General features: G+C 67.6%; 13 protein-coding genes. 2 read left to right on the top strand and 11 right to left on the bottom strand.

From position 1 onward, the window contains the following. Nucleotides 1-4 precede the first annotated feature (4 nt). From NBG84_RS03805 to NBG84_RS03785, 5 genes are all read right to left on the bottom strand, one after another. The gene (locus NBG84_RS03805) at nt 5-2,395 is read right to left on the bottom strand and encodes a SpoIIE family protein phosphatase (protein ID WP_250917807.1); all 2,391 of its coding nucleotides are present in this window, start codon (nt 2,393-2,395) and stop codon (nt 5-7) included. A gap of 930 nt (nt 2,396-3,325) precedes the next feature. Then, nucleotides 3,326-5,089 (bottom strand): glycoside hydrolase family 3 protein, encoded by a 1,764-nt coding sequence (locus NBG84_RS03800; protein ID WP_250917806.1) that lies wholly within the window; start codon nt 5,087-5,089, stop codon nt 3,326-3,328. A gap of 54 nt (nt 5,090-5,143) precedes the next feature. Beyond that, the gene (locus NBG84_RS03795) at nt 5,144-6,457 is read right to left on the bottom strand and encodes an MFS transporter (protein WP_250917805.1); all 1,314 of its coding nucleotides are present in this window, start codon (nt 6,455-6,457) and stop codon (nt 5,144-5,146) included. Between the two features lie 41 nt (nt 6,458-6,498). Continuing rightward, a complete protein-coding gene (locus NBG84_RS03790; protein ID WP_250917804.1) occupies nt 6,499-7,533 on the bottom strand; it encodes a LacI family DNA-binding transcriptional regulator in 1,035 nt (344 codons plus the stop codon). 333 nt (nt 7,534-7,866) lie between these two features. Then, nucleotides 7,867-8,457, bottom strand: a complete 591-nt coding sequence (locus NBG84_RS03785; RefSeq protein ID WP_250917803.1) for a TetR/AcrR family transcriptional regulator — start codon at nt 8,455-8,457, stop codon at nt 7,867-7,869. 147 nt (nt 8,458-8,604) lie between these two features. Here NBG84_RS03785 and NBG84_RS03780 point away from each other — a divergent pair, with 147 nt between their 5' ends. Further along, a complete protein-coding gene (locus NBG84_RS03780; RefSeq protein WP_250917802.1) occupies nt 8,605-9,603 on the top strand; it encodes a saccharopine dehydrogenase in 999 nt (332 codons plus the stop codon). A gap of 57 nt (nt 9,604-9,660) precedes the next feature. Then, a complete protein-coding gene (locus tag NBG84_RS03775; protein WP_250917801.1) occupies nt 9,661-10,398 on the top strand; it encodes an SDR family NAD(P)-dependent oxidoreductase in 738 nt (245 codons plus the stop codon). 292 nt (nt 10,399-10,690) lie between these two features. On the opposite strand, the gene NBG84_RS03770 is transcribed toward NBG84_RS03775, so the two are convergent. The 6 genes from NBG84_RS03770 to NBG84_RS03745 all read right to left on the bottom strand — a co-directional run bounded on the left by NBG84_RS03770 (nt 10,691) and on the right by NBG84_RS03745 (nt 19,042). Beyond that, complete coding sequence (locus tag NBG84_RS03770) at nt 10,691-12,544, bottom strand: GH39 family glycosyl hydrolase (RefSeq protein ID WP_250917800.1); 1,854 nt, start codon at nt 12,542-12,544, stop codon at nt 10,691-10,693. After that, the gene (locus tag NBG84_RS03765) at nt 12,541-13,956 is read right to left on the bottom strand and encodes a sulfatase family protein (RefSeq protein ID WP_250917799.1); all 1,416 of its coding nucleotides are present in this window, start codon (nt 13,954-13,956) and stop codon (nt 12,541-12,543) included. The genes NBG84_RS03770 and NBG84_RS03765 overlap by 4 nt, the downstream gene beginning before the upstream one ends. A gap of 298 nt (nt 13,957-14,254) precedes the next feature. Continuing rightward, nucleotides 14,255-15,817 (bottom strand): glucoamylase family protein, encoded by a 1,563-nt coding sequence (locus NBG84_RS03760; RefSeq protein ID WP_250917798.1) that lies wholly within the window; start codon nt 15,815-15,817, stop codon nt 14,255-14,257. 158 nt (nt 15,818-15,975) lie between these two features. Continuing rightward, a complete protein-coding gene (locus NBG84_RS03755; protein ID WP_250917797.1) occupies nt 15,976-16,833 on the bottom strand; it encodes a carbohydrate ABC transporter permease in 858 nt (285 codons plus the stop codon). Then, a complete protein-coding gene (locus NBG84_RS03750; protein WP_250917796.1) occupies nt 16,830-17,765 on the bottom strand; it encodes a carbohydrate ABC transporter permease in 936 nt (311 codons plus the stop codon). Before NBG84_RS03750 ends, NBG84_RS03755 begins: the two co-directional genes overlap by 4 nt. A 2-nt stretch (nt 17,766-17,767) precedes the next feature. After that, complete coding sequence (locus NBG84_RS03745) at nt 17,768-19,042, bottom strand: sugar ABC transporter substrate-binding protein (RefSeq protein WP_250917795.1); 1,275 nt, start codon at nt 19,040-19,042, stop codon at nt 17,768-17,770. Nucleotides 19,043-19,048: the final 6 nt, after the last annotated feature.

Here is a 19,048-nt window from a genome sequence, read left to right as displayed (position 1 = left end):
CTCATCAGCTCACCAACCGCTGTTCGGCCCAAATGGTCTTGCCGCCTTGGTGGTATCGGGTGCCCCACCTTTCGGTGCACTGTGCGACAAGGAAGAGCCCGCGTCCTCCCTCCTCGTCGTTCGTGGCTCGCCGTAGGTGCGGGGAGGTGAATCCGGTGTCCGTGACCTCGCAGATCAGGCTGCGGTCGCGGATGAGGCGCAGGCTGATCGGTCCGGAGGCGTAACGGATGGCGTTGGTCACGAGTTCACTGACGATGAGTTCGGTGCTGAAGGCGGCTTCTTCGAGATTCCAGGCGGAAAGCTGGTCGGTGGCGAGGGCTCGTGCGTCTGCGACGACGCTGGGATCGGGGGGCAGTTGCCAGGTGGTGACCGCGTCTTCGGGCAGGCTGTGGGTCCGCGCCAGGAGAATGGCCGCGTCGTCCTCCGGGTTTTCGTGCAGCAGGGCGTCGACGAGGCGGTCGCAGGTCTTCTCCAGGGGGAGGTCCGGATGCGCGAGAAGGTCTTGAAGGCGCTGGAGACCGGTGTCGAGGTCGCGTACCCGGGTTTCGACCAGGCCGTCGGTGAAGAGCGCGAGCACGCTGGCTTCGGGAAGTTCGATCTCGGCGGTCTCGAAGGGGAGGCCGCCGACTCCGAGCGGCGGTCCCGCCGGAGCGTCCGCGAGTCGCACGGTTCCGTCGGGTAGGACGATCGCGGGGGGCAGATGGCCGGCGCGAGCGATGCTGCAGAGTCGGGTGACAGGGTCATAGACGGCGTACAGGCAACTCGCACCGATCGTGTCTTCCGCCGCCGCTGGGCCTTCCTGGGCGCTCGGTGTCTGGCTCACCAAGTCGTCGAGACGGGCCAGTAGCTCATCTGGTGCGAGGTCGAGGTTGGCCAGGGCCCGTACGGTCGTGCGCAGCCGCCCCATGGTGGCCGCGGCCTGTAGTCCGTGGCCGACGACGTCGCCGACGACGAGCGCGACACGTGTCCCGGAGAGCGGGATCAGGTCGAACCAGTCTCCGCCGACTCCGGCGCTGGAACGTGCGGGGAGATATCGGTGGGCGACTTCCACCGCCGTCTGCGATGGCAGCCCGCTGGGCAGCAGGGACTGCTGGAGCGTGAGTGCGGTGGCGTGCTCGCGAGCGTATCGCCAGGCGTTGTCCAGTGAGACAGCGGCACGGGCTGCGAGTTCCTCGGCCAGACTCACATCGTCTTCTGCGAAGGGGTCGAATTGTGCGGACCTCAGGAAGGTCACCATGCCGATGGTCGCGCGGGGGGTCCGAAGGGGGACCAGAAGTTGTTCGGCCGGTTCGTCGTCAGGCTCGCTGACGGGGGCTCCGGCAGCGGGAGTGGCGGATCTGATCTTGCTGGTGACTGCCTGTCCGGTCGTCCAGCTGCGGGTCTGAGCCGATTCTGCGGGGTAGTGCACCGCGTAGGGTGGAGGGTCCGCGTCCAGGTACCTCTCATGGATGGCGTTCTGCGCGACTCGGGTCAGGGCGGGCACCTCGGTGGTGAAGGGGGATTCCCCGCCATGGAGCAGCGGATCCTCGATGTCGACGGTGACAGCCGCTGCGAAGCGGGGGACGCAGACACTGATCAGGCCAGCGGCGATCTCGGTCATGTCGAGGCGGCCGCTGATGTGAAGACCTGCTTCGCTGAGTAGCAGCAAACGCTGCTGGTCGTTGTAGCGCGTGGTGACGTCGGTGAACGCATCGCACAGCCCGAGGATCTCGCCGGTCTCGTCCCGGAGGCGGAAGATCGTGCTGGACCAGACGTGATGGCGCTCCGCGTCCCGGGGAGGGCGGGCTCGGGTGAGCGTCGTCAGGGGTTCGCCGGTGCGTAGGAGTCGTTCCAAGGCTCGTGTCGTGTCGTCGTTGTCGTCGAGCCCGGACAGATACTCGACGTCAGGCAGCATCGTGTCGGCACGTGCTCCGATGAGCCCTGCCAGTACCTCGTCACCTGCGACATTCACCCATGTCAGCTGCTGGTCGGTATCGTAGACCGCCAACCCGATGGGTGACTGGGCGAACAGTCCCTTCAGTATCGCCTGTTTCATCCGCCACCGGCTCAGGGCTGTCCGGGCGGCCCCTACCAGCAGCCAGCCAACGCCGCTGGCTTGCCGTACGCGGCATGCCTGTATCCCGAAGGACACGCGGTGGCCGTCCTGGTGCCGTAGTATTACGGTTCCTGTCATCGGTTGGTCGGTGACTGACGCCCCTGGGCGGGCTCCGTTCTCGTCTGCCAGGAGCTGGGCCGCGGGAAGGCCGACCACGTCCTTTGCCCGGTAGCCGAGCAGTTCCCGGGCCTTCTCGTTCCAGCCGATGACCATCCCCCGGTCGTCCAGTAGCGCAGCGGCGGCGCGGCTGGCATCGAGAGGGCATACAAGATCGACGTCTCCGATACTGAACGTTTCCATGAGACAACCAGTTGTATCCAGTCCGATGGGAATCGCTGACCCACTGATTACAGGGTCTGCTCTCCCGGGCTGCCAGGCAAGCGGCCCTCACCGCGAGGGCGATAGTCACTGTGTTGGCATGGCTGCCTGTCGATAGCTGTCGGTGCGATCCCACCGCCCCGTCCGCGGATCCGTGTTCCACCCGGGACAACTCGTCACGAAGTCTCGACGTTTGGCCCAGCGGGCCTCCGCTTCAGGACGGCTTCAGACTCCAGGCCGCTTGTTCCGATCCCCCAGAGCGCCAAGCAGGGTCGGGCAGAAGCCACCACCCACTCAGCCCCGCCTCAAGCTGCCCCATGTCCGCCATGCTCAGCCAGATCCGTGGGCAGGCCTGCGCAGCGTTGCCGTTCTTCACAGCGAGTACTGACCCCGACGGCGCACAGAAGGCGAGTGGGGCAGTGGTGACGCGGAGCGGGGAGAAGGGCCGTCGACAACCAGTCGAGGCACGGCATAGCCTGGTTGCGCCCATCGCCTCAGCGCCCCTGCGGCCCGTGTCCGGCTTGGGCGCCCAGCCCGGTCACAGCTTGGCCATGTCCCAGCGTTCACCGTTGATTGAGTATCAAAGGAAGTCCGGGTCGCGCCCTTCTCAAGCCACAAGGGCCGACCTCCACCAGCAACACACCTTGAGTACGCGTCCGGAGGAGCGGTTGCGGTCCCATTCGCTTCGGAAGGCGGCTGCTGGGTTATCCGACGCTGCCAGGACAGTGTCCAACCCTTGCGGGCTGTACACGTGACGCGACCCCGACAGGCGCTGCCGCGGCGGCTACTCGGCCAACCACCCGTGGTGCTGTATGTCGATGTTCATGATCCGGGACGGATGCGCAGTACGGTCCCGTTCTCCTGCTTGTCGGTGCCCAGTTTCGCCGCCACCGCGACCGCTTGACAACAGAACTAGTAGGTGAGGCCGTGGCTGAACCTGTACAGCGGCTTGTGGGTGTCGAAGGGGACGTCTTCGCGGGCGGCCTCGACGGCCTCGGATGAGGAAGGCAGGTCGAAGGGGAGCCTGCCCTCGGGTTTGGTGCGGCCGAAGACCAGGTCCAACAGCGCGTCGGGGTGGGAGCCGAAGTCGCCTATGAGGGCGGTTACTTCGGAGTCGATGGGGGTGAGGATCGCGGGGCGTTCAAGATAGACGCAAGCGACTGTGGGGACGGTCTTCGCGACTGCCCGCACCTCGTCGACGCGTTCGGTTGGGAAGTCGAGGCTACCGCCGTGGAAGAAGGCACCCAGCACTCCGTCGCGTTCCTCCCAGGGGGAAACCAGGCGCAGCAGTGCGACATCGGCCTCTTCGGGGGTGGCGACCGCGTCGGCGTAGTGGGTGAGTACGGCCGGATCAAAGCCCTCCGCGTAGACCTTGGGGCGTCCGCTCAGAGGAAGCATCGACGCGTCGTTCTTCAGGAGGACGAGGGAGCGGCGTTGCGCGGTTCGGGCGGCTTCTTGAAGCGGGGGTGAACCGACGGTGCGGGCGGCGGCTTGTGGGTCGACGTAGCGGTTTTCGAAGAGGCCGAGGCGGAACTTCTCGCGGAGGAGGCGGCGTACGGAGATGTCGATGCGGTCGGTGGTGATGTCACCGGCGCGGACGAGTTCCACGACCAGTTCGGTGGAGATATCGCCGCCGAACTGGTCGACTCCGGCTTCCAGCGCGCGGGCGATTCGTTGTGCGGGGGTGAGGTGCTCAAGGCCGTAGGCGTTGGGGCCGAAGAGCTCACCCGCGAGGGCCGTGGAGTCGATGACGTTCCAGTCGGTGCAGACGATGCCGTCAAAACCGTAGTGCCTGCGCAGGAGGTCCGTCACGACCGGTCGGTTGAAGGCGAAGCCGACCTCTTCCCAGTCGCCGGTGCCCATGGGCATGCCGTAGTAGGTCATGACCTGGGTTACGCCGGCGTCGAAGGCGGCCTCGAAGGGACGTAGATGGAGGGCCTGGCGGTGGCCCGGATAGACCTGTTCGGGGTGGTTGTGGTCGTGGGCGTCTTCGCCGTCCTGCTGCGGGCCGGCGCCGGGGAAGTGCTTGACCATGGCCGCGACGCTGCCGGGGCCGAGGGTCGCCGTGCCACGGAGGCCGCGGATGAAGGCGGCCGTCATCCGGGCGACCGTGTCGGCGTCTTCGCCGAAGGTGCCGTATCCCCTCGTCCAACGCGGTTCGGTGAAGAGGTCTGCCATCGGCCCCAGGGCGACGCGGATACCGAGGGCGAGGTACTCACGGCGTACGACGTCCCCGTACTCCCTGGCCGTGCGTTCGTCACCGATCGCGGCGATACCGGTGTGCTCGGGCCAACGGGATAGCCGCTCGATGGTCTGGCCGGTCGCCGGGGAGGAGAAGACGCCGTGGCGAGGGTCGGAGGAAAGAGTGACGGGAATCCCGAGGCGGGTGTCGACGGCCAGGCGTTGAAGGTGGTTGTGCCAGGTGGCGATGGCCTCCGGGTCATCGCCGTTGAGGAGGTTGAAGTGGGTGATGTGCCGGTCGTTCACCAACTCGGCCGTGGGGCGTATGCCGTTGGCGTGGTCGAACCGGTCAAGGAGGGTGCCGTCGTCGTTCATGACGTTCGCGGTGTGAAAGAGCTGCCCCGCCTTCTCCTCCAAGGTCATCCGGGCGAGTAGGTCATCGACCCGCCGCTCGATGGGGAGTGCGGGGTCCAGGTAGGGGATGGTGGCTGGCATCGGGCATCTCCAGAAGTGCTGACGGGGCGATGTGAACAGGTGTGGTGGGGGCGGTCAGCGGCGGCGTACGGGTAGGACCGCGAGGAATCCCAGCACCGCGGCTGCCATGCCGAAGACGAAGAGCGCGCTGTAGTTGTTGCCGCCGCCGAGGGCGAGCAGGGCTGGGCCCACGAGGGCGACCAGGCTGCTGGGCAGGGTGGCTGCGATGTTCATGACTCCGAGGTCCTTGGCAGCGCTGGCCCGGTCCGGCAACACATCGGCGGGCAGTGCGATGTCGACGGCGAAGTAGACGCCCATGCCGAGTCCGATGACGGCCTGGGAGACGTAGAAGAGTGTGACCGTGCCCGCCATGGCCATGGTGGCCATGCCGAGGGCGATGAGCATGGATGCGGCGAAGACGATGGGCTTGCGGCGGCCTATTCGGTCCGAGATCCGGCCTGCGGGAACGGTGGAGATCAGTACGCAGCCGGTGAAGATGAGGCCGGCTATGAATACCGCCCTGGTGATCTCGCCGTCGGCCATACCGAGGCTGTCGCCGAGGTAGTACGCCATATAGGTCGCGGCGGTCGCGTAGCCGCCGTACATCAGGAAGCGGCTCAGCCAGGCCCAGCCGAAGTCGGGGTGCTTGACCGGGTTGGTCCACAACGATCCCAGCAGGTCCCGCACGCGTACGGGGTCCATGGACCCGGGGGTGATGCGACGGTCTCGGCCCAAGAACAGGAACGGGACGAGGAAGACCACGCAGAGTAGAGCCGGTACGAGGATCATCAGTAGGGCATTGGTGTGGAAGAAGTCGACGAGGTAGGTGCCGCCGAGGATGCCGATCGGGCTGGCCAGAGCGAGAGTGCCGGAGACGGTGCCCATCTGTCTTGCGGGCACTTGGTCGGCCAGGGTCCCGTAGATGGCCGAGACCAGGGCGTTGTACATGGCCTGCGCGATGCACCAGCCGAGGACGATCTGCCAGGTGTTCTGTGCGAGGGCGATCACCATCGTGCCGGCCAGTCCGCCCAGTGCGCCGAGGACCATGAAGGGGCGGCGGGCACCGAAGCGGGAGGTACAGCGGTCGCTGAGTGATCCGAACAGCGGGTTGGCTATCAGCGCGACGAGGGTGCCCAGGCCGAGGGTCCAGGACAGGGCGGTGACCTTGGAATCGCCGCTGAGTTGCTCGATCTTGACGGCGAGACTGACCATGGTCGGGGCGAGCAGGGCGAGCCAGGCCCCGAAGAGGGCGAGGAAGAGCACGGCGACAAAACGGCCCGGGACTATGGGGCGTTGGTCGGCGATACGTGGGGTGGCGTCAGCGTTGACGGTGCTGGGGCCGGTGAGATCGTTGGGGCTCTGGTCGGCGGCGGGGCTGGTGGCGGACACAACTCTCCCTTGGGCGGGCGTGGGTTACGGTGACCGGTGGCTCAGGCAGTGGTGATGGGGCCGGTCGATTCGCGGATCACCAGGCGGGTGGGCACCGAGGCGTTGGCGGGGCCGGTGCCGTGCTCGATCGCATCGGCGAGCATCCGCACCGCGGCCTCGCCCATTTCACGGCACGGCTGGTGGACCGTGGTGAGCGAGGGGCGTACCGCGCGGGCCAACGGGCTGTCGTCAAACCCGATCACCGCAACGTCCTCAGGGATACGCCACCCACGCGCGTGCACCGCGTTCATCACGGCGAACGCGATCTCGTCCCAGGCGGCTACGACCGCATCCGGTTCGGCGTCCAGGACGGCGTCAAGGTCTTCGGGCAGCGGCTCGACGGGAGCGTCCTCACTGAGCGACACCAACTCCGGGAGATAGGGGAGATCCGCCTCCCGTAGACCGTCGAGGTAGCCCTCGAAACGGGCTCGCGCATAGGCCGACCCCATCTGTCCGGCCAGAAACCCAATCCGCCGACGCCCCTCCCCCACCAGGTGCGCCACTGCCTCCCGCACACCGTCCCGGTTGGTGGTCTCCACATACGGGATACCAGGACGATTGCCGCGGTCATCGACAACGACCACCGGCCGACCGGAGCGGGCCAGGTCGCCGACGTAGCGGAGCATTCCCTCGGGCATCAGCAGAATCAGACCGTCCACGGGCAGTGTGGGCAGGGTGCGGGTGACGAACTCGCGCTCGGCCTCGTCTCCGGGGTGAAGCGCCTGCACCAGCAGACGGAGTCCGCGCTTCTCGGCCTCATGAGCGATGCCGTACTGGAGTTCGTTGAAGCCCCACCAACTGAAGGCGGGCATGAGCAGGCCCAGAGCGCCGTGTCGCCCCGTGCTCAAGGCGCGGGCGTCGGCGCTGGGTACATACCCCAGTTCGGCGGCGACCTCCTGAACGCGGTGACGGGTGGCAGCGCTCACATCGGGGTGCCCGTTGAGGACCCGTGAAACGGTGGGCTTGCTGACACCGGCCGCTGCGGCGATGTCATTGATCGTGGGGCGCTTACGCGGCGCGCTGTCCTCGGTGCTCATGGGGTCCGCCTTCTGGATTCGCCATCGAAGCCAATGCCTGATCCGTTTCCGGAACCGGTTCCGGAACTTTCCGAACATACTCAACGGGCCATTCGGCGTTGTCAACAGCGAACCCGCAACAAATCGAGACACCCTGATGCGGCAGCATCACCCGCGCCCCCGCGCCTAGCCCGCACTCCCTGGACGCGGGGCCGGACCGCCCGTGGGGCGTAGACCAGCCCCGGCGGCCATCGCCAGGCCGAGCGCCCGCAGATCGACGGAACTACCTTCGCGTCCGTCGAGTGTTCGCACGCATCGGCACGGACCCGCCTACCGGCCGACCAGTCGCGTCGGTCAGGGCCGACGCATGACGCGGAGGCCATCGAGCAGCAGGTTCACCAGGCGGTCGGCCTGCTGCCGCGCCGCCGGGGTGTCGGGTAGCTCCCAGGTGCCACAGACGGCCGGCAGCAGGTCGTCAGCTCCGATGTCGGTCCGGGTGGACCCCGCCCGCGCGGCAGCCTCCAAGAGGCGGGTGAGGGCGGTGGTGATGTGGGTGTAGGTGTGGTGGACCACTTCATCCTGTGAGGCAGCGGCGACGCGGAACGCGTCGGAGACACCGGGTCGGGTCATCCCGTACTGGCTCAGCTCTCCCAGCCACCGCGCCAGCGCCTCGTCCGGGCCGTGGGAGGCCAGGAGTTCGTCGACCCTCTGCCCCAGCTGCTCCATTTCGTGGTTGTACACGGCGAGGACCAAGGCTTCGCGGGTGGGGAAGTGACGGTAGAGGGTGGCGATGCCCACGCCGGCCTGGCGGGCGACAGCCTCCAGGGACAGTTGCCCCCGCGAGTCGGCCAGCAGTTCGGTGGCCACGGCCAGCAGGCGGTCTCGATTGCGCCGGGCGTCCGCGCGCAGCGGCCGGGCAGGCGTGGTCTCGTCTGCGCCGGCCATCAGATTCTCCCGGTTTGATCCGTTGTGTTCGACCTACGTTCGACATGAACGGAGGACCCTCCGATTAGTGTACCGTCGACCTTAACGGAGGGCCCTCCGTTTCCTGGGTCCCGTTTCCCACCTCATTTCCCAGCGTGAAGGAATCCCATGACTCTCCCCGTCCTACTGATCGGCGGCTCCGGCTGTGTCGGCTCCCGGGCCGCGGCCTTCCTTCGCCGCTTCCACCCGGACTTGCCCCTCGTCATCGGTGGTCGCGATCTGAACCGCGCACAGGCCACCGCCGACAAGCTCGGCGCCGCCACCGGCGTACGCATCGATCTGGGCCGCCCGGACCTGGGACTGGACGGGCAGCAGCAGTTCGGGGCCTTGGCGGTCTTCCCGCGTGACGGCGGATTCAGCGCTCAACGGTTCGCTCAGGACCACCGAATCCCCTTCCACGCGGTCACTGGCAGCCTCGTCGAGGCGGGTCAAGACCTCACCGCCTACGTCCACGGCCCCCAGGCTTCCCCGGTAGTGCTCGCCAGCCACTGGATGGCAGGCGTCCCGGTGATACTGGCCGCCCACTACGCCAAGGAATTCGCGGCGGTGGAGGAAGTCACCCTCGCCTTTGTCTTCGATCCGAAGGAAGAGATGGGGCCCGCCGCCGGGTTCGAGTCGCAGGAAGCCGTGCAGGCGGCCAACCCCCTGCCCCTGTTCCGCAGGAACGGCTCGTGGGTATGGGCTCAGGAGGAGTCCGACCGGGTACGCACCATCACGACAGCCGACGCGGCCCGGCATCAGGCAGACGGCTACGGAAGCCTCGACGTCCTCAGCCTGGCCGAGGCAACGGGTGCCGCATCCGCCCGTGTCGATCTGCTGGTCGCCGACTCCGCGGGAACCCGTGCGGGCCAGGGCCCCAGTCACGAGATCCTCATCGAGATCACCGGCACTCTTCGCAACGGGGTCCCCACCACCCGCCGTTTCGACCTCACCCACCCCGCCGGACAGTCATCGCTGACCGCCCTCGGTACCGCCGTTGCCCTTGAGCACTTGCTCGGCTTGACCAGCACCCCGGCCCCGACGGCCGGACTCCACTTCCCCGAGACCGTGATCGACCCCTCCCACCTGCACCAGCGGCTGAACGAATCCGGCACACGCCTCAGCTGACAACGGCGCCCGACTCCCCCTGCCCCACTCACGATCAACACAAGAAAGTAGGCAGCAATGACCAGGTTCGAAGGCAGGACCGCCCTTGTCACGGGTGGCGCCAGCGGCATCGGTGCCGCGACCGCGCGCCGCATCGCGGAGGAAGGCGGCTCGGTTGTCGTCGCCGACGTGCAGGACGACGCGGGCAGGTCACTCGTCGACACACTGTCCGCAGCGGGGCTCACCGCCCGGTTCACCCACCTCGACGTCAGTGACGAAGACTCCTGGACCGCTGCGATCCACGACACGGAGGCGGCCTTCGGCGGCCTTGACATCCTCGTCAACAACGCAGCCATAGCCGGCAAAGCCTCGATCGAAGACACGAGCAAGGCCGAGTACGACCGGATCATCGCTGTGACACAGACCAGCGTCTTCCTCGGAACACGCGCGGCCGGCACCGCTCTCAAGGCATCCGGAAACGGCTCTGTCGTCAACGTCAGCTCGATCTTCGGCATTGTCGGCGGCTTCGGCATCAACCCCGCCTACCACGCGGCGAAAGGTGCCGTCCGTATCCTCACGAAGAACCTCGCTCTTGCCTGGGGCAAGGAAGGCGTCCGAGTCAACTCGGTCCACCCCGGCATCATCGACACCCCCATGCTCGGCGACCTCGACAAAGCAGAACTGATCGGCCTGAACCCGATCGGCCGACTCGGACAGGCCGAGGAAGTCGCGGCAGTCATCGCCTTCCTCGCCAGCGACGACGCATCCTTCGTGACCGGCTCGGAATTCATCGTCGACGGCGGCTACACCGCGTAGACCGGCCCCGAAGTCTCAGCACGCGGACCCGAGGTCGCCGGGTGCTCGGCGCGTCGACGAGCAGAAGCCCTTGCCGACGCGCCGAGAGAACCGGCTCGTGGGCCGCCTCACAGAAGACGACAGGAACGGTTCCGACCCCTGCTCCGACTGGCGGTCCAGACGTCCCGACGGCCAAGTGCCATCGACAGGCGATTCGTCACTCCCCACCGCGGCCCGCGCCTCCCCACCCGCGGGGTTGACGCGGGTGGGGAGCCGTCAGGGATGACCGGCGTCGCGATCCGCGGCGGATGCGTCAGGGCCAGGGAGTCAGCTCCAGGAACGAGACACCCGGCATGGGCAGTTCGAACGACAGCTCCCCGGTGAAGGACCATTCAGGCTCATACGCGTCGAGGGCGTCGGCCCGCTCCAGTTCGCCCCACTGGGACCCTTCGGGCCAGTTCCCGCCGCCCATCCGCCGCCATACCGCCTGGATATTGGTGTGCCGCTCGTCGATACGGTGGTGGGTCGCCCGGTACGGGCGGTCACCGAGCCCGGTGACCTCGACCCTGACCTGCCGCGACAGCGCCGTGTCCCCCTCCGCCCTCGCCTGGTTGAGGGTGCCGTTCCACACCAGGATTCCGATCCGGCCGTCGCTGTGCCGCGCCGCCCAGGCCTCGACGCCGCCGATGTCCCCGGCCGCCTCCACGGCCAACTCGTGCTCGCCGAGGCGTTCGGCCAGCGAGAGCGCCCAGTAGCGGGGCTTGCGCAGATTGCCGACGGTCAGCAGGCCGAAGCCGCCATGGAAGAGGGCCGGTGGGGCGCCTAGTTCCTCGAAGTGGTCGGAGGCCACCCAGTGTGAGAGGGCCTCGATCCGTCCGGCCGCGGATTTCATACCGTGGAGCAGGAACACGGCGCCGAACGGGCCGTCACCGATTCCATGGAAGTGGGTGGGAGTGGGGCCCCACTCCGTCCACCAGATCGGCACGCCCTCTCGGCCGTGCCGGGCGAGGACGGGCCGCCAGTCCAGGGGCGCGTTGCCGTAGGTGTGGGTGGAGACGAAGTCGAGAGCGGCTTCCGACTCGTCGATATGGGCGAGGAGTTCGTTCACCCAGCCGTTGGCGGCGCTGGAGGGACCACCGACGCGCAGCCCGGGGTGAACGGACTTCACGGCGGCGGCGGTGACGTCGTAGAGCCGGAAGAACTCCTGCGGCGTACCCGACCAGAAGACCTCCAGATTGGCCTCGTTCCACACCTCGAAGGCCCAGTTGTCGCGCACCTCGGAAAGGCCGTATCGGTCCACGAGGTGCCGGGTGAGGTCGTGCACCAGGTTGCCCCAGCGGTCGTAGTCCTTGGGCGGGGAGATGATCGCCCGATAGCCGAAGACCGTCTTGGCGGGGTCGGAGGCCAGGTCGTGGGGCATGTAGCCGAGTTCGACGATCGGGCGCAGGCCGAAGGAGAGGATGTTGTCGTAGACCGCATCGACTCCGGAGAAGTCGTGTACGGGTTCGCCGTCGACCTCCCGGTAGACGCCGAGGTCATCGCAGAGGATCGCATGCGCCCGCACCGTGCGTACGCCGAGTTCCTCGTGGACCGTGCGCAGGGCGGCGGTGAGCTCGGCGCCGATGGGACGGCCGCCGGTGGTTCCCTCGGCCAGGGCGTACGACAGGTGCTCGGAGCCGATCATCGGCCGCCAGGGCCTGGGCAGCTCCCGGGTGACGTGGTCGGCGTGCACGGTCACGGCGACCGCAGCCGGCCGGTCGGCGGACTCGGTCGCGGCCACGGCGGACACCGGGTCGCAGAACGGGCCGGTCACGTCCATGCCCGCGATCGCGGCCACGATGTAGCGGACCGGCTCGCCCGGCTTGAGGTCGGTGTCGACGTAGCGGGGCGCGGGGACCTGGGGAACGTCCACGTCGCGCTGCTTGGTGGTGGTGAACTCCCCGCCGCCCGCGGCCCGGTGGACGAGGTAGCCGATGGCTCCGTCCACCGGCTCCCACTCCAGGGTGATGTGGCCGGCGCCGACCCGGGTGCGCACCCGGTGGGGGACGGTGAGGGTGGCATCCGGAACCGGGGCGGCGGTCTGGCCGGACGGCCGGTAGATGCGCTCGCGCCAGTCCGCGTGGGCTGCTTCGGAGGAACTCACACCGCGCCCGTCGTCCGCGCTCATGCCTGGCCCCTGACGTACGGCTTGTCCCCGATCTCCTCCTGTACGCGAGCCAGTTCGGCCTCCAGCTCGCGCCGTACCTGGGCGTAGGCCGGGTCGTGGTAGACGCTCCTCATCTCCCATGGGTCCTCCTGGAGGTCGAAGAGTTCCCACTCGGGCTCCATGACCGTCTCGGAGGTGCCGGGCAGGCCGAGGCCGTCGGCGTAGTAGTAGACGAGCTTGTAGCGGTCGGTGCGGACGCCGTAGTGGGCCCAGACATGGTGGATGCCGTCATCGTGCTCCCAGTAGCGGTAGTAGACGGAACTGCGCCAGTCGTCGGGGGTCTCTCCCTTGAGGACTTCGCGCAGGGTGGCGCCCTGCATTCTTGGAAGCGCTTCCACGTTGGCGTAGTCGAGGAAGGTCTGCGCGAAGTCCACGTTCATCGCGAGCGCGTCACTCGCCGAGCCGGCCGGGATCTCGCGCGGGTAGCGGATCAGGAACGGCATCCGCAGCGACTCCTCGTACATGAAGCGCTTGTCGTACCAGCCGTGGTCCCCGAGGAAGAAGCCCTGGTCGGAGCTGTAGATGACGATGGTGTCGTCGACCAGGCCATGCTCCTGGAGATAGTCGAGGAGGCGGCCGACGTTGTCGTCCACGCTCGCGACGCAGCGCAGATAGTCCTTGATGTATGTCTGGTACTTCCAGAGCGCCTCCTCGTCCTGGGTCATCCCCGGCGGGAGCAGCTTCTTCAGGTCGTCCAGGCGGAGGTGGTCGGCGACCCGCATCTGAGCGGCCCGGGCTGCCGAGGCACGGCCTGAGTAGTCGTCGAAGAAGTTCTCGGGGACGCTCAGATCTCCGTCGGTGTACATGTCGAGGTGCTTCTCGTCCGGTTCCCAGTTCCGGTGCGGAGCCTTGTGGTGGACCATCAGGAAGAACGGGTCGTCGGAGGAGCGCTGGTCCAGCCATTCGATGGACAGATCCGTGATGATGTTCGTCGCATAGCCGGGGATCACCCGCTGACTGCCGTCCATGTCCAGGAAGACCGGGTTGTGGTAGCGGCCCTGGTCGGGCACCACGGTCCAGTAGTCGAAGCCCTGCGGGTCGTGGCCCTTGCCGTGACCCAGGTGCCACTTGCCGACGATGGCGGTCTGGTAGCCGGCGTCGCGCAGCAGCTGGGCGACGGCCGGCTGGTTGGAGTCGAACTCGGTGGACAGGGTCTGCACGCCGTTCACATGGTTGTAGGTGCCGGTGAGGATGGTGGCGCGGCTGGGTGCACACAGGGAGTTGGTGCAGAAGCAGTTGTCCAGCCGCATGCCGCCCTCGGCGATACGGTCGATGTGCGGGGTCTCGTTGATGTTGCTGCCGTACGCGCTGACCGCGTGCGCGGCGTGGTCGTCGGCCATGATGAACAGGATGTTGGGGCGCCGCTGGGGCATCGGGTGCTCCGGTGGGTGTTGTCGGGCGGCCGGGAGGGCCGGACATGGCTGATGGGGGCTTGCCTTCGATGGCTTGTGAGGAAGGGCCGTCCGGCTCTCCCGGGCACCCTGGCTGATGGTGGAAGTGGCGGACTGGTCGCTGTTCGTCAGGGAGCCGATGGCGTGGTGCGCCTCTGCCCCCGCTGCATCCCGGGCGGGGAAGGACACCGGAACGGCAGCGGTGGATGCGCCGTGCGACAGCGGGGGGCCTTAGTGGCGGGAAGCGTACGAGGGTGCGTGGGCGAGGGTCACTCCGGGGTCAGACGCGCGGTGCGGCGGCGAACCGCTCCTCGGCGATGCAGGAGCGCAGTTGGGTCGAGCGCCCGGCGGTGAACAGGTCCCGCAGTACGTCGCCGGCGAGGGCGTTGCCGAGGGCGGCCATCACCATGCCCTGGTCAAGGGTGAGGTGCTCCCGGGACATCTGCCCGGAGCGGACCGCGATGGAGTCATAGAACCCGCCGGGCCCGTAGCAGTCGAAGTCGCGTTCCAGTTTGCGGAGGTTGTCGATGGCTTCACGCGGTGCGTAGCGCAGGGCGAGGAAGGCGGCGTGCGGGGTGACGACGCCGTCGCCGTAGTTCGCCGGGGGCGGCGCGGGTGGGCGGTGGCCATCGAAGCCGGGGTCGACGAGTGTGTTCTCCTGGTCGGAGGAGTAGCCGGCCCGGTTGATGCCGATGGCGTCCACGCCGTAGACCCGGTAGCCGCCGGCGGGGTTGTTGCACGGGGAGAAGCCCCAGTAGCCGTACTGGGCCTCTTCGAGCCCGTGCTCTATCTGGGACCGCACGGCCAGGGGCAGGTTCACGCCCCAACTGTCAGGGCCCCAGACCTCTTCCGGTACGAAGAGGTTCGACATCAGGAACTCGAACATCGAGCCGCCCCAGGTCGGCATGACCTTCATGCCGCGGTACTCGTACGCGCCTTCCCACACCCGCACCCCGCGGTAGGTCTGCCAGAAGCCGGAGGGTTTGGTCTCCTGGTCGACGCGAGTGGGCGGGAAGGAACGATTCTGCCCGAAGTAGGCCTGGTCGGGTACTTGGCCCAGTGCCATGGCCACATAGGTGACCTGCCGTGTCTCGCCCATCGCGCCGTAGGTGCCGGGGGTGTAGTAGACACCGCGGACGGGGTCGTGCACGGTCGGCGGGGTGCCGCCCGTGGGCACGTCGTAGAAGCCGCCGCGCATCAGACCGCCGCCGACGTTTCCGCCGGGGGCGTTGGGGACGTAGAACCAGTCGAAGTCCATCCGGTCCAGCAGTGCTCGGATCTGTACGTTCAGCTCGGGGAAGGCCCTCTCCACCACCATCAGCCCGGTCGCCGTCCACGCGTTGTCCACGCTGGACACAAAACGGGAGGCGAGGGTGTCGTCCTTGAAGTCGCCGGTGTACGGGTCGTACCAGCGGTGGAACATCCCCGAGGGGGCGTGGTAGGCGATCTGGGACAGTGCGGTGAGCGTGCGCCGGACCCTGTCGCGCGCCTGACGGCGGGTGATCAGGCCGATCTTCCAGGCCGCGGTCGCACACCACAGATAGGTGCCGAAGGGCGTGGGTCCGGTCTGGTGGCCGCGGGTGGTGAGCTCGGCGTCGATGAACCCGCCGGGCAGCCCGGTCTCCGGGGAGACCAGGGCGTCGAGTGAGCGCCAGGTGTCGGCGGCGTAGCGCCGCAGGGTCGCGCGGTCCCTGCGGGTCAGCCGTTCGTCGCACTTGGGCCGGCCCCGGTGCCCGGCCGGCTGCGGGGACCCGTCTGCCAGCGCTGGGCCGGCCAGGGCGGGGGTCAGGGCGGTGGCGCCGAGCGTGGCGCCCATGGTCTGGATCAGTGTGCGTCGTCTCATGGGTCAGTCGTCCCTCTCAGTGCGGTCTGGTGGTGCCTGACATGGGAGTGTGCGGTGAAGCCGATCCGAGTCGCACCGAAGTTCCACTGCAGTGCGAGACGGGGTGCTGGGTCGCGCCGAAGGGCTCGCTTCGGTGCGATACGGGTCCAACCACAGGCTCACTTGAGCCCGGTGGTGGCGATGCCCTGGACGAAGTGCCGCTGGAAGTAGACGAAGACCGCGATGATCGGCAGCACGAGCATCGTGGAGCCGGCGAGCAGCAGTCCGTAGTCCTGGTTCTGGTGGTCGAGTGCGAAGAGCGCGACGCCGACCGGGAGGGTGTACTTGTCCTCGCTCTGGGCCACCACGAGCGGCCACAGGAAGCTGTTCCACGAGGCGAGGAAGCTGAGGATGCCGAGCGTGGCCAGGGCCGGCCGGCACAGTGGCAGGATGATCTGGAAGAAGATCCGGAACTCCCCCGCGCCGTCGACCCGTCCCGCGTCGATCAGGTCGTCCGGCAGCCCGAGGATGAACTGCCGCATCAGGAAGACCCCCATCGGAGCGGCGAGCCCCGGCAGGATGATCCCGGCGTAGGTGTCGACGAGGCCGAGTTGGGCGACCACCACGAAGGTGGGCACCAGCAGCGCCATCCCCGGGATCATCAGCTTGGACATCACCAGTCCGAAGACGACCCGCTTCCCCGGATACTCGATCTTCGCCAGTGCGTAGCCGAGCATCGAGCAGAACAGCAGATTGCCCAGGGTGGTGGCCAGGGCGACGAACACGCTGTTGAAGAAGAACCGGCCGATGTCCAACTTGTCCAGCAACTCGCTGTAGTTGGCCATGGTTGGGGACCCGGGCAGCCAGCTGGGGGGTGAGGCGTAGATCTCCTGGGCGTTCTTGAACGAGCTGACGATCATCCAGGCGAACGGTGCGACGACCACCGCGAGGCCCACGGCCAGCACCCCGTACACCCAGCGCTGACCCTGGTAGGGGGCTGCGCCCGATCCTCGTGGGGTTGGTGTGTTCGCGGTCATGGCTTCTCCCGCAGCAGCCGGAACTGGAGCAGCGCCAGTAGCGCGATCAGGATGAACAGCACGTAGGAGAGGGCGGCGGCGTAGCCGTACTGGCCGGAGCCGAAGGTCTGGTAGATCTGGTACGAGATGGAGGTGGTGCTGTTCAGTGGCCCGCCCTGGGTCATCACAAAGGGTTCCTCGAAGAATTGGAGGTTGCCGATGACCGAGATGACGACCATGAACAGGACCGTGGGTCGCAGCATGGGCAGGGTGATGTGGCGGAAGGACTGCCAGCGCGAGACGCCGTCCAGCCGGGCTGCCTCGTACAGCTCCCCGGGGATGCCCTGGAGTCCGGCGAGGAAGATCACCATGGCGAAGCCCATATGCCGCCACACGGCCATGGCGATCAGCGCGGGCATCGCCCAGTCGGGGTCCTTGAGCCAGTCGGGGCCGTCGATGCCGACCACGCCGAGGGCGGTGTTGATCAGGCCCGAGTCCGGTGCCAGAAGGTAGTTCCAGACGACGGCGACGGCGATCACGCTGCTGACGACCGGCAGGTAGTAGCCGACGCGGAAGAAGGTCTGGAGCCGCCCCATGCCACGGTTCAATGCCAGGGCCAGGGCCAGTCCCGCGGCGAGGGTGAAGGGGACGCTGACCGCGGTGAAGTAGACGGTGTTGAGCACGGCCTGCCAGAAGACGTCGTCCGACAGTATCCGGATGTAGTTGTCCAGGCCCGCCGACTCGACGGCCAGTGGGTTCTGCATGTCGGTGGAGCGCATATCGGTGAAGCTGATGGCGATCGAGGCGACCACGGGCACCAGTTCGAAGAGGGCGTAGAGGACCAGGAAGGGCAGCGAGAACATCCAGCCCGCCACGGCCTGCCGCCTGCGGGCCGAGACCCCCCGTGCGCCCGGGGACCGGGAACGCGTCCTGGTCGGTGCGAGGAAGGCCATCGTCAGCTACCTGTTCCGATCTGGTCTGCTTTCTGCTGCATCCTCCTGGCCGCGTCCTTGGGCTTCTCACCGCCGATGACGATCTTCTCGATCTCGTCTTCGATCAACTGCTTGACCTGCTCCCAGGTGGTGACGACCGGTTCCGCCTTGGCGTCGGTCATCTGGTCGCCGAAGCCCGCCATCTTGGCGTCGCCCTTCAGCGCCGGGTCCTGCCAGGCGCCCCGCACGCTCGGCAGGGACTTCTGGATTCCGTACCACTTGGTCTGGACGTTCGGCTCGGTCAACCAGTCGATGAACTTCCAGGCCGTGTCGCGGTTCTTGGAGTTCTTGAAGACCACCAGGTCGGCTCCGCCCGCGAAGGAGGTGCGTGCGGTCTGTCCCGGGACCTTGGCCACGGCGAACTTCCTGTCGAAGCCGACGCCGCCGATGGTGCTGAACTGCCCCACCATCCAGGAACCGGTGAACACCATGCCGATCTCGCCCTGGGTGAACCAGCGCTCCATATCGCCCTGCTGGAACGACTTCGGCGCCAGCCCCTCGTCGAAGAAGGACTTGTAGTAGGTCAGCGCCTCGACCATCTGGGGTGTGTCGAGGGTGAAGCTCTTGCCGTCCGTGCTGATCACTTCACCGCCCTGCTGCCAGACCAGCGGCAGCAGCACCTGACTGGACCCTTGTTTGCCGGGCGGCAGGAAGATTCCGTACTTGGTCTTCGCCTTCTCCCTGTACGCCTTCGCCGCGGCCTTCAACTCGTCCCAGGTCTCGGGAGCCTTGCTGATCCCGGCCTGCTTCAGCAGGTCGCTGCGGTAGAACAGGCTGCGGGTGTCGACGTACCACGGCACGCCGTACGCCTTCCCGCCGACGGTCACGGGCTCCATCGCCGCGGGGAAGAACTTCCCCGTATCGATCAGCGACGGTACGGGTTCCAGCGCGCCGGTCCCGGCGAACTCCGCCATCCAGGATGTGCCGACCAGGCTGACGTCCGGGGTGGTGCCCGCGGCGATGGCCCCGGCCAGTTTGTCGTGGGCGGCCGGCCACGGCATGGCGGTGACCTTGATCTTCACCCCCGGGTTCGCGGCCTCGAAACCGGCGGCGAGCTCGGGCAGGTTCTCGCCCTCCCCTCCCATGGCCCAGACGGTGAGAGTGCCCTTGGCCGCCCCTCCCTTGACGTCCCTGGCGGTGTCCTCGTTGCCGCCCGCGTCTCGACCGCAGGCGGTGAGCGTGAGGGAGGCGACGGCCAACATGCCTATGCCGAGGCGTACTGCATGGCGTCTGTGCACTGGTGA

The sequence above is a fragment of the Streptomyces albipurpureus genome (assembly GCF_023701525.1).
Taxonomy (GTDB): Bacteria; Actinomycetota; Actinomycetes; order Streptomycetales; family Streptomycetaceae; genus Streptomyces; species Streptomyces albipurpureus.
This window is presented reverse-complemented; position numbering and strand designations above follow the sequence as displayed.

Bases quoted from the DNA above. Each gene is read 5' to 3' on its own strand.
- NBG84_RS03805 (WP_250917807.1), bottom strand. From the start codon at position 2,395: ATGGAAACGTTCAGTATCGGAGACGTCGATCTTGTATGCCCTCTCGAT.
- NBG84_RS03800 (WP_250917806.1), bottom strand. From the start codon at position 5,089: ATGCCAGCCACCATCCCCTACCTGGACCCCGCACTCCCCATCGAGCGG.
- NBG84_RS03790 (WP_250917804.1), bottom strand. From the start codon at position 7,533: ATGAGCACCGAGGACAGCGCGCCGCGTAAGCGCCCCACGATCAATGAC.
- NBG84_RS03785 (WP_250917803.1), bottom strand. From the start codon at position 8,457: ATGGCCGGCGCAGACGAGACCACGCCTGCCCGGCCGCTGCGCGCGGAC.
- NBG84_RS03780 (WP_250917802.1), top strand. From the start codon at position 8,605: ATGACTCTCCCCGTCCTACTGATCGGCGGCTCCGGCTGTGTCGGCTCC.
- NBG84_RS03775 (WP_250917801.1), top strand. From the start codon at position 9,661: ATGACCAGGTTCGAAGGCAGGACCGCCCTTGTCACGGGTGGCGCCAGC.
- NBG84_RS03770 (WP_250917800.1), bottom strand. From the start codon at position 12,544: ATGAGCGCGGACGACGGGCGCGGTGTGAGTTCCTCCGAAGCAGCCCAC.
- NBG84_RS03765 (WP_250917799.1), bottom strand. From the start codon at position 13,956: ATGCCCCAGCGGCGCCCCAACATCCTGTTCATCATGGCCGACGACCAC.
- NBG84_RS03760 (WP_250917798.1), bottom strand. From the start codon at position 15,817: ATGAGACGACGCACACTGATCCAGACCATGGGCGCCACGCTCGGCGCC.
- NBG84_RS03755 (WP_250917797.1), bottom strand. From the start codon at position 16,833: ATGACCGCGAACACACCAACCCCACGAGGATCGGGCGCAGCCCCCTAC.
- NBG84_RS03750 (WP_250917796.1), bottom strand. From the start codon at position 17,765: ATGGCCTTCCTCGCACCGACCAGGACGCGTTCCCGGTCCCCGGGCGCA.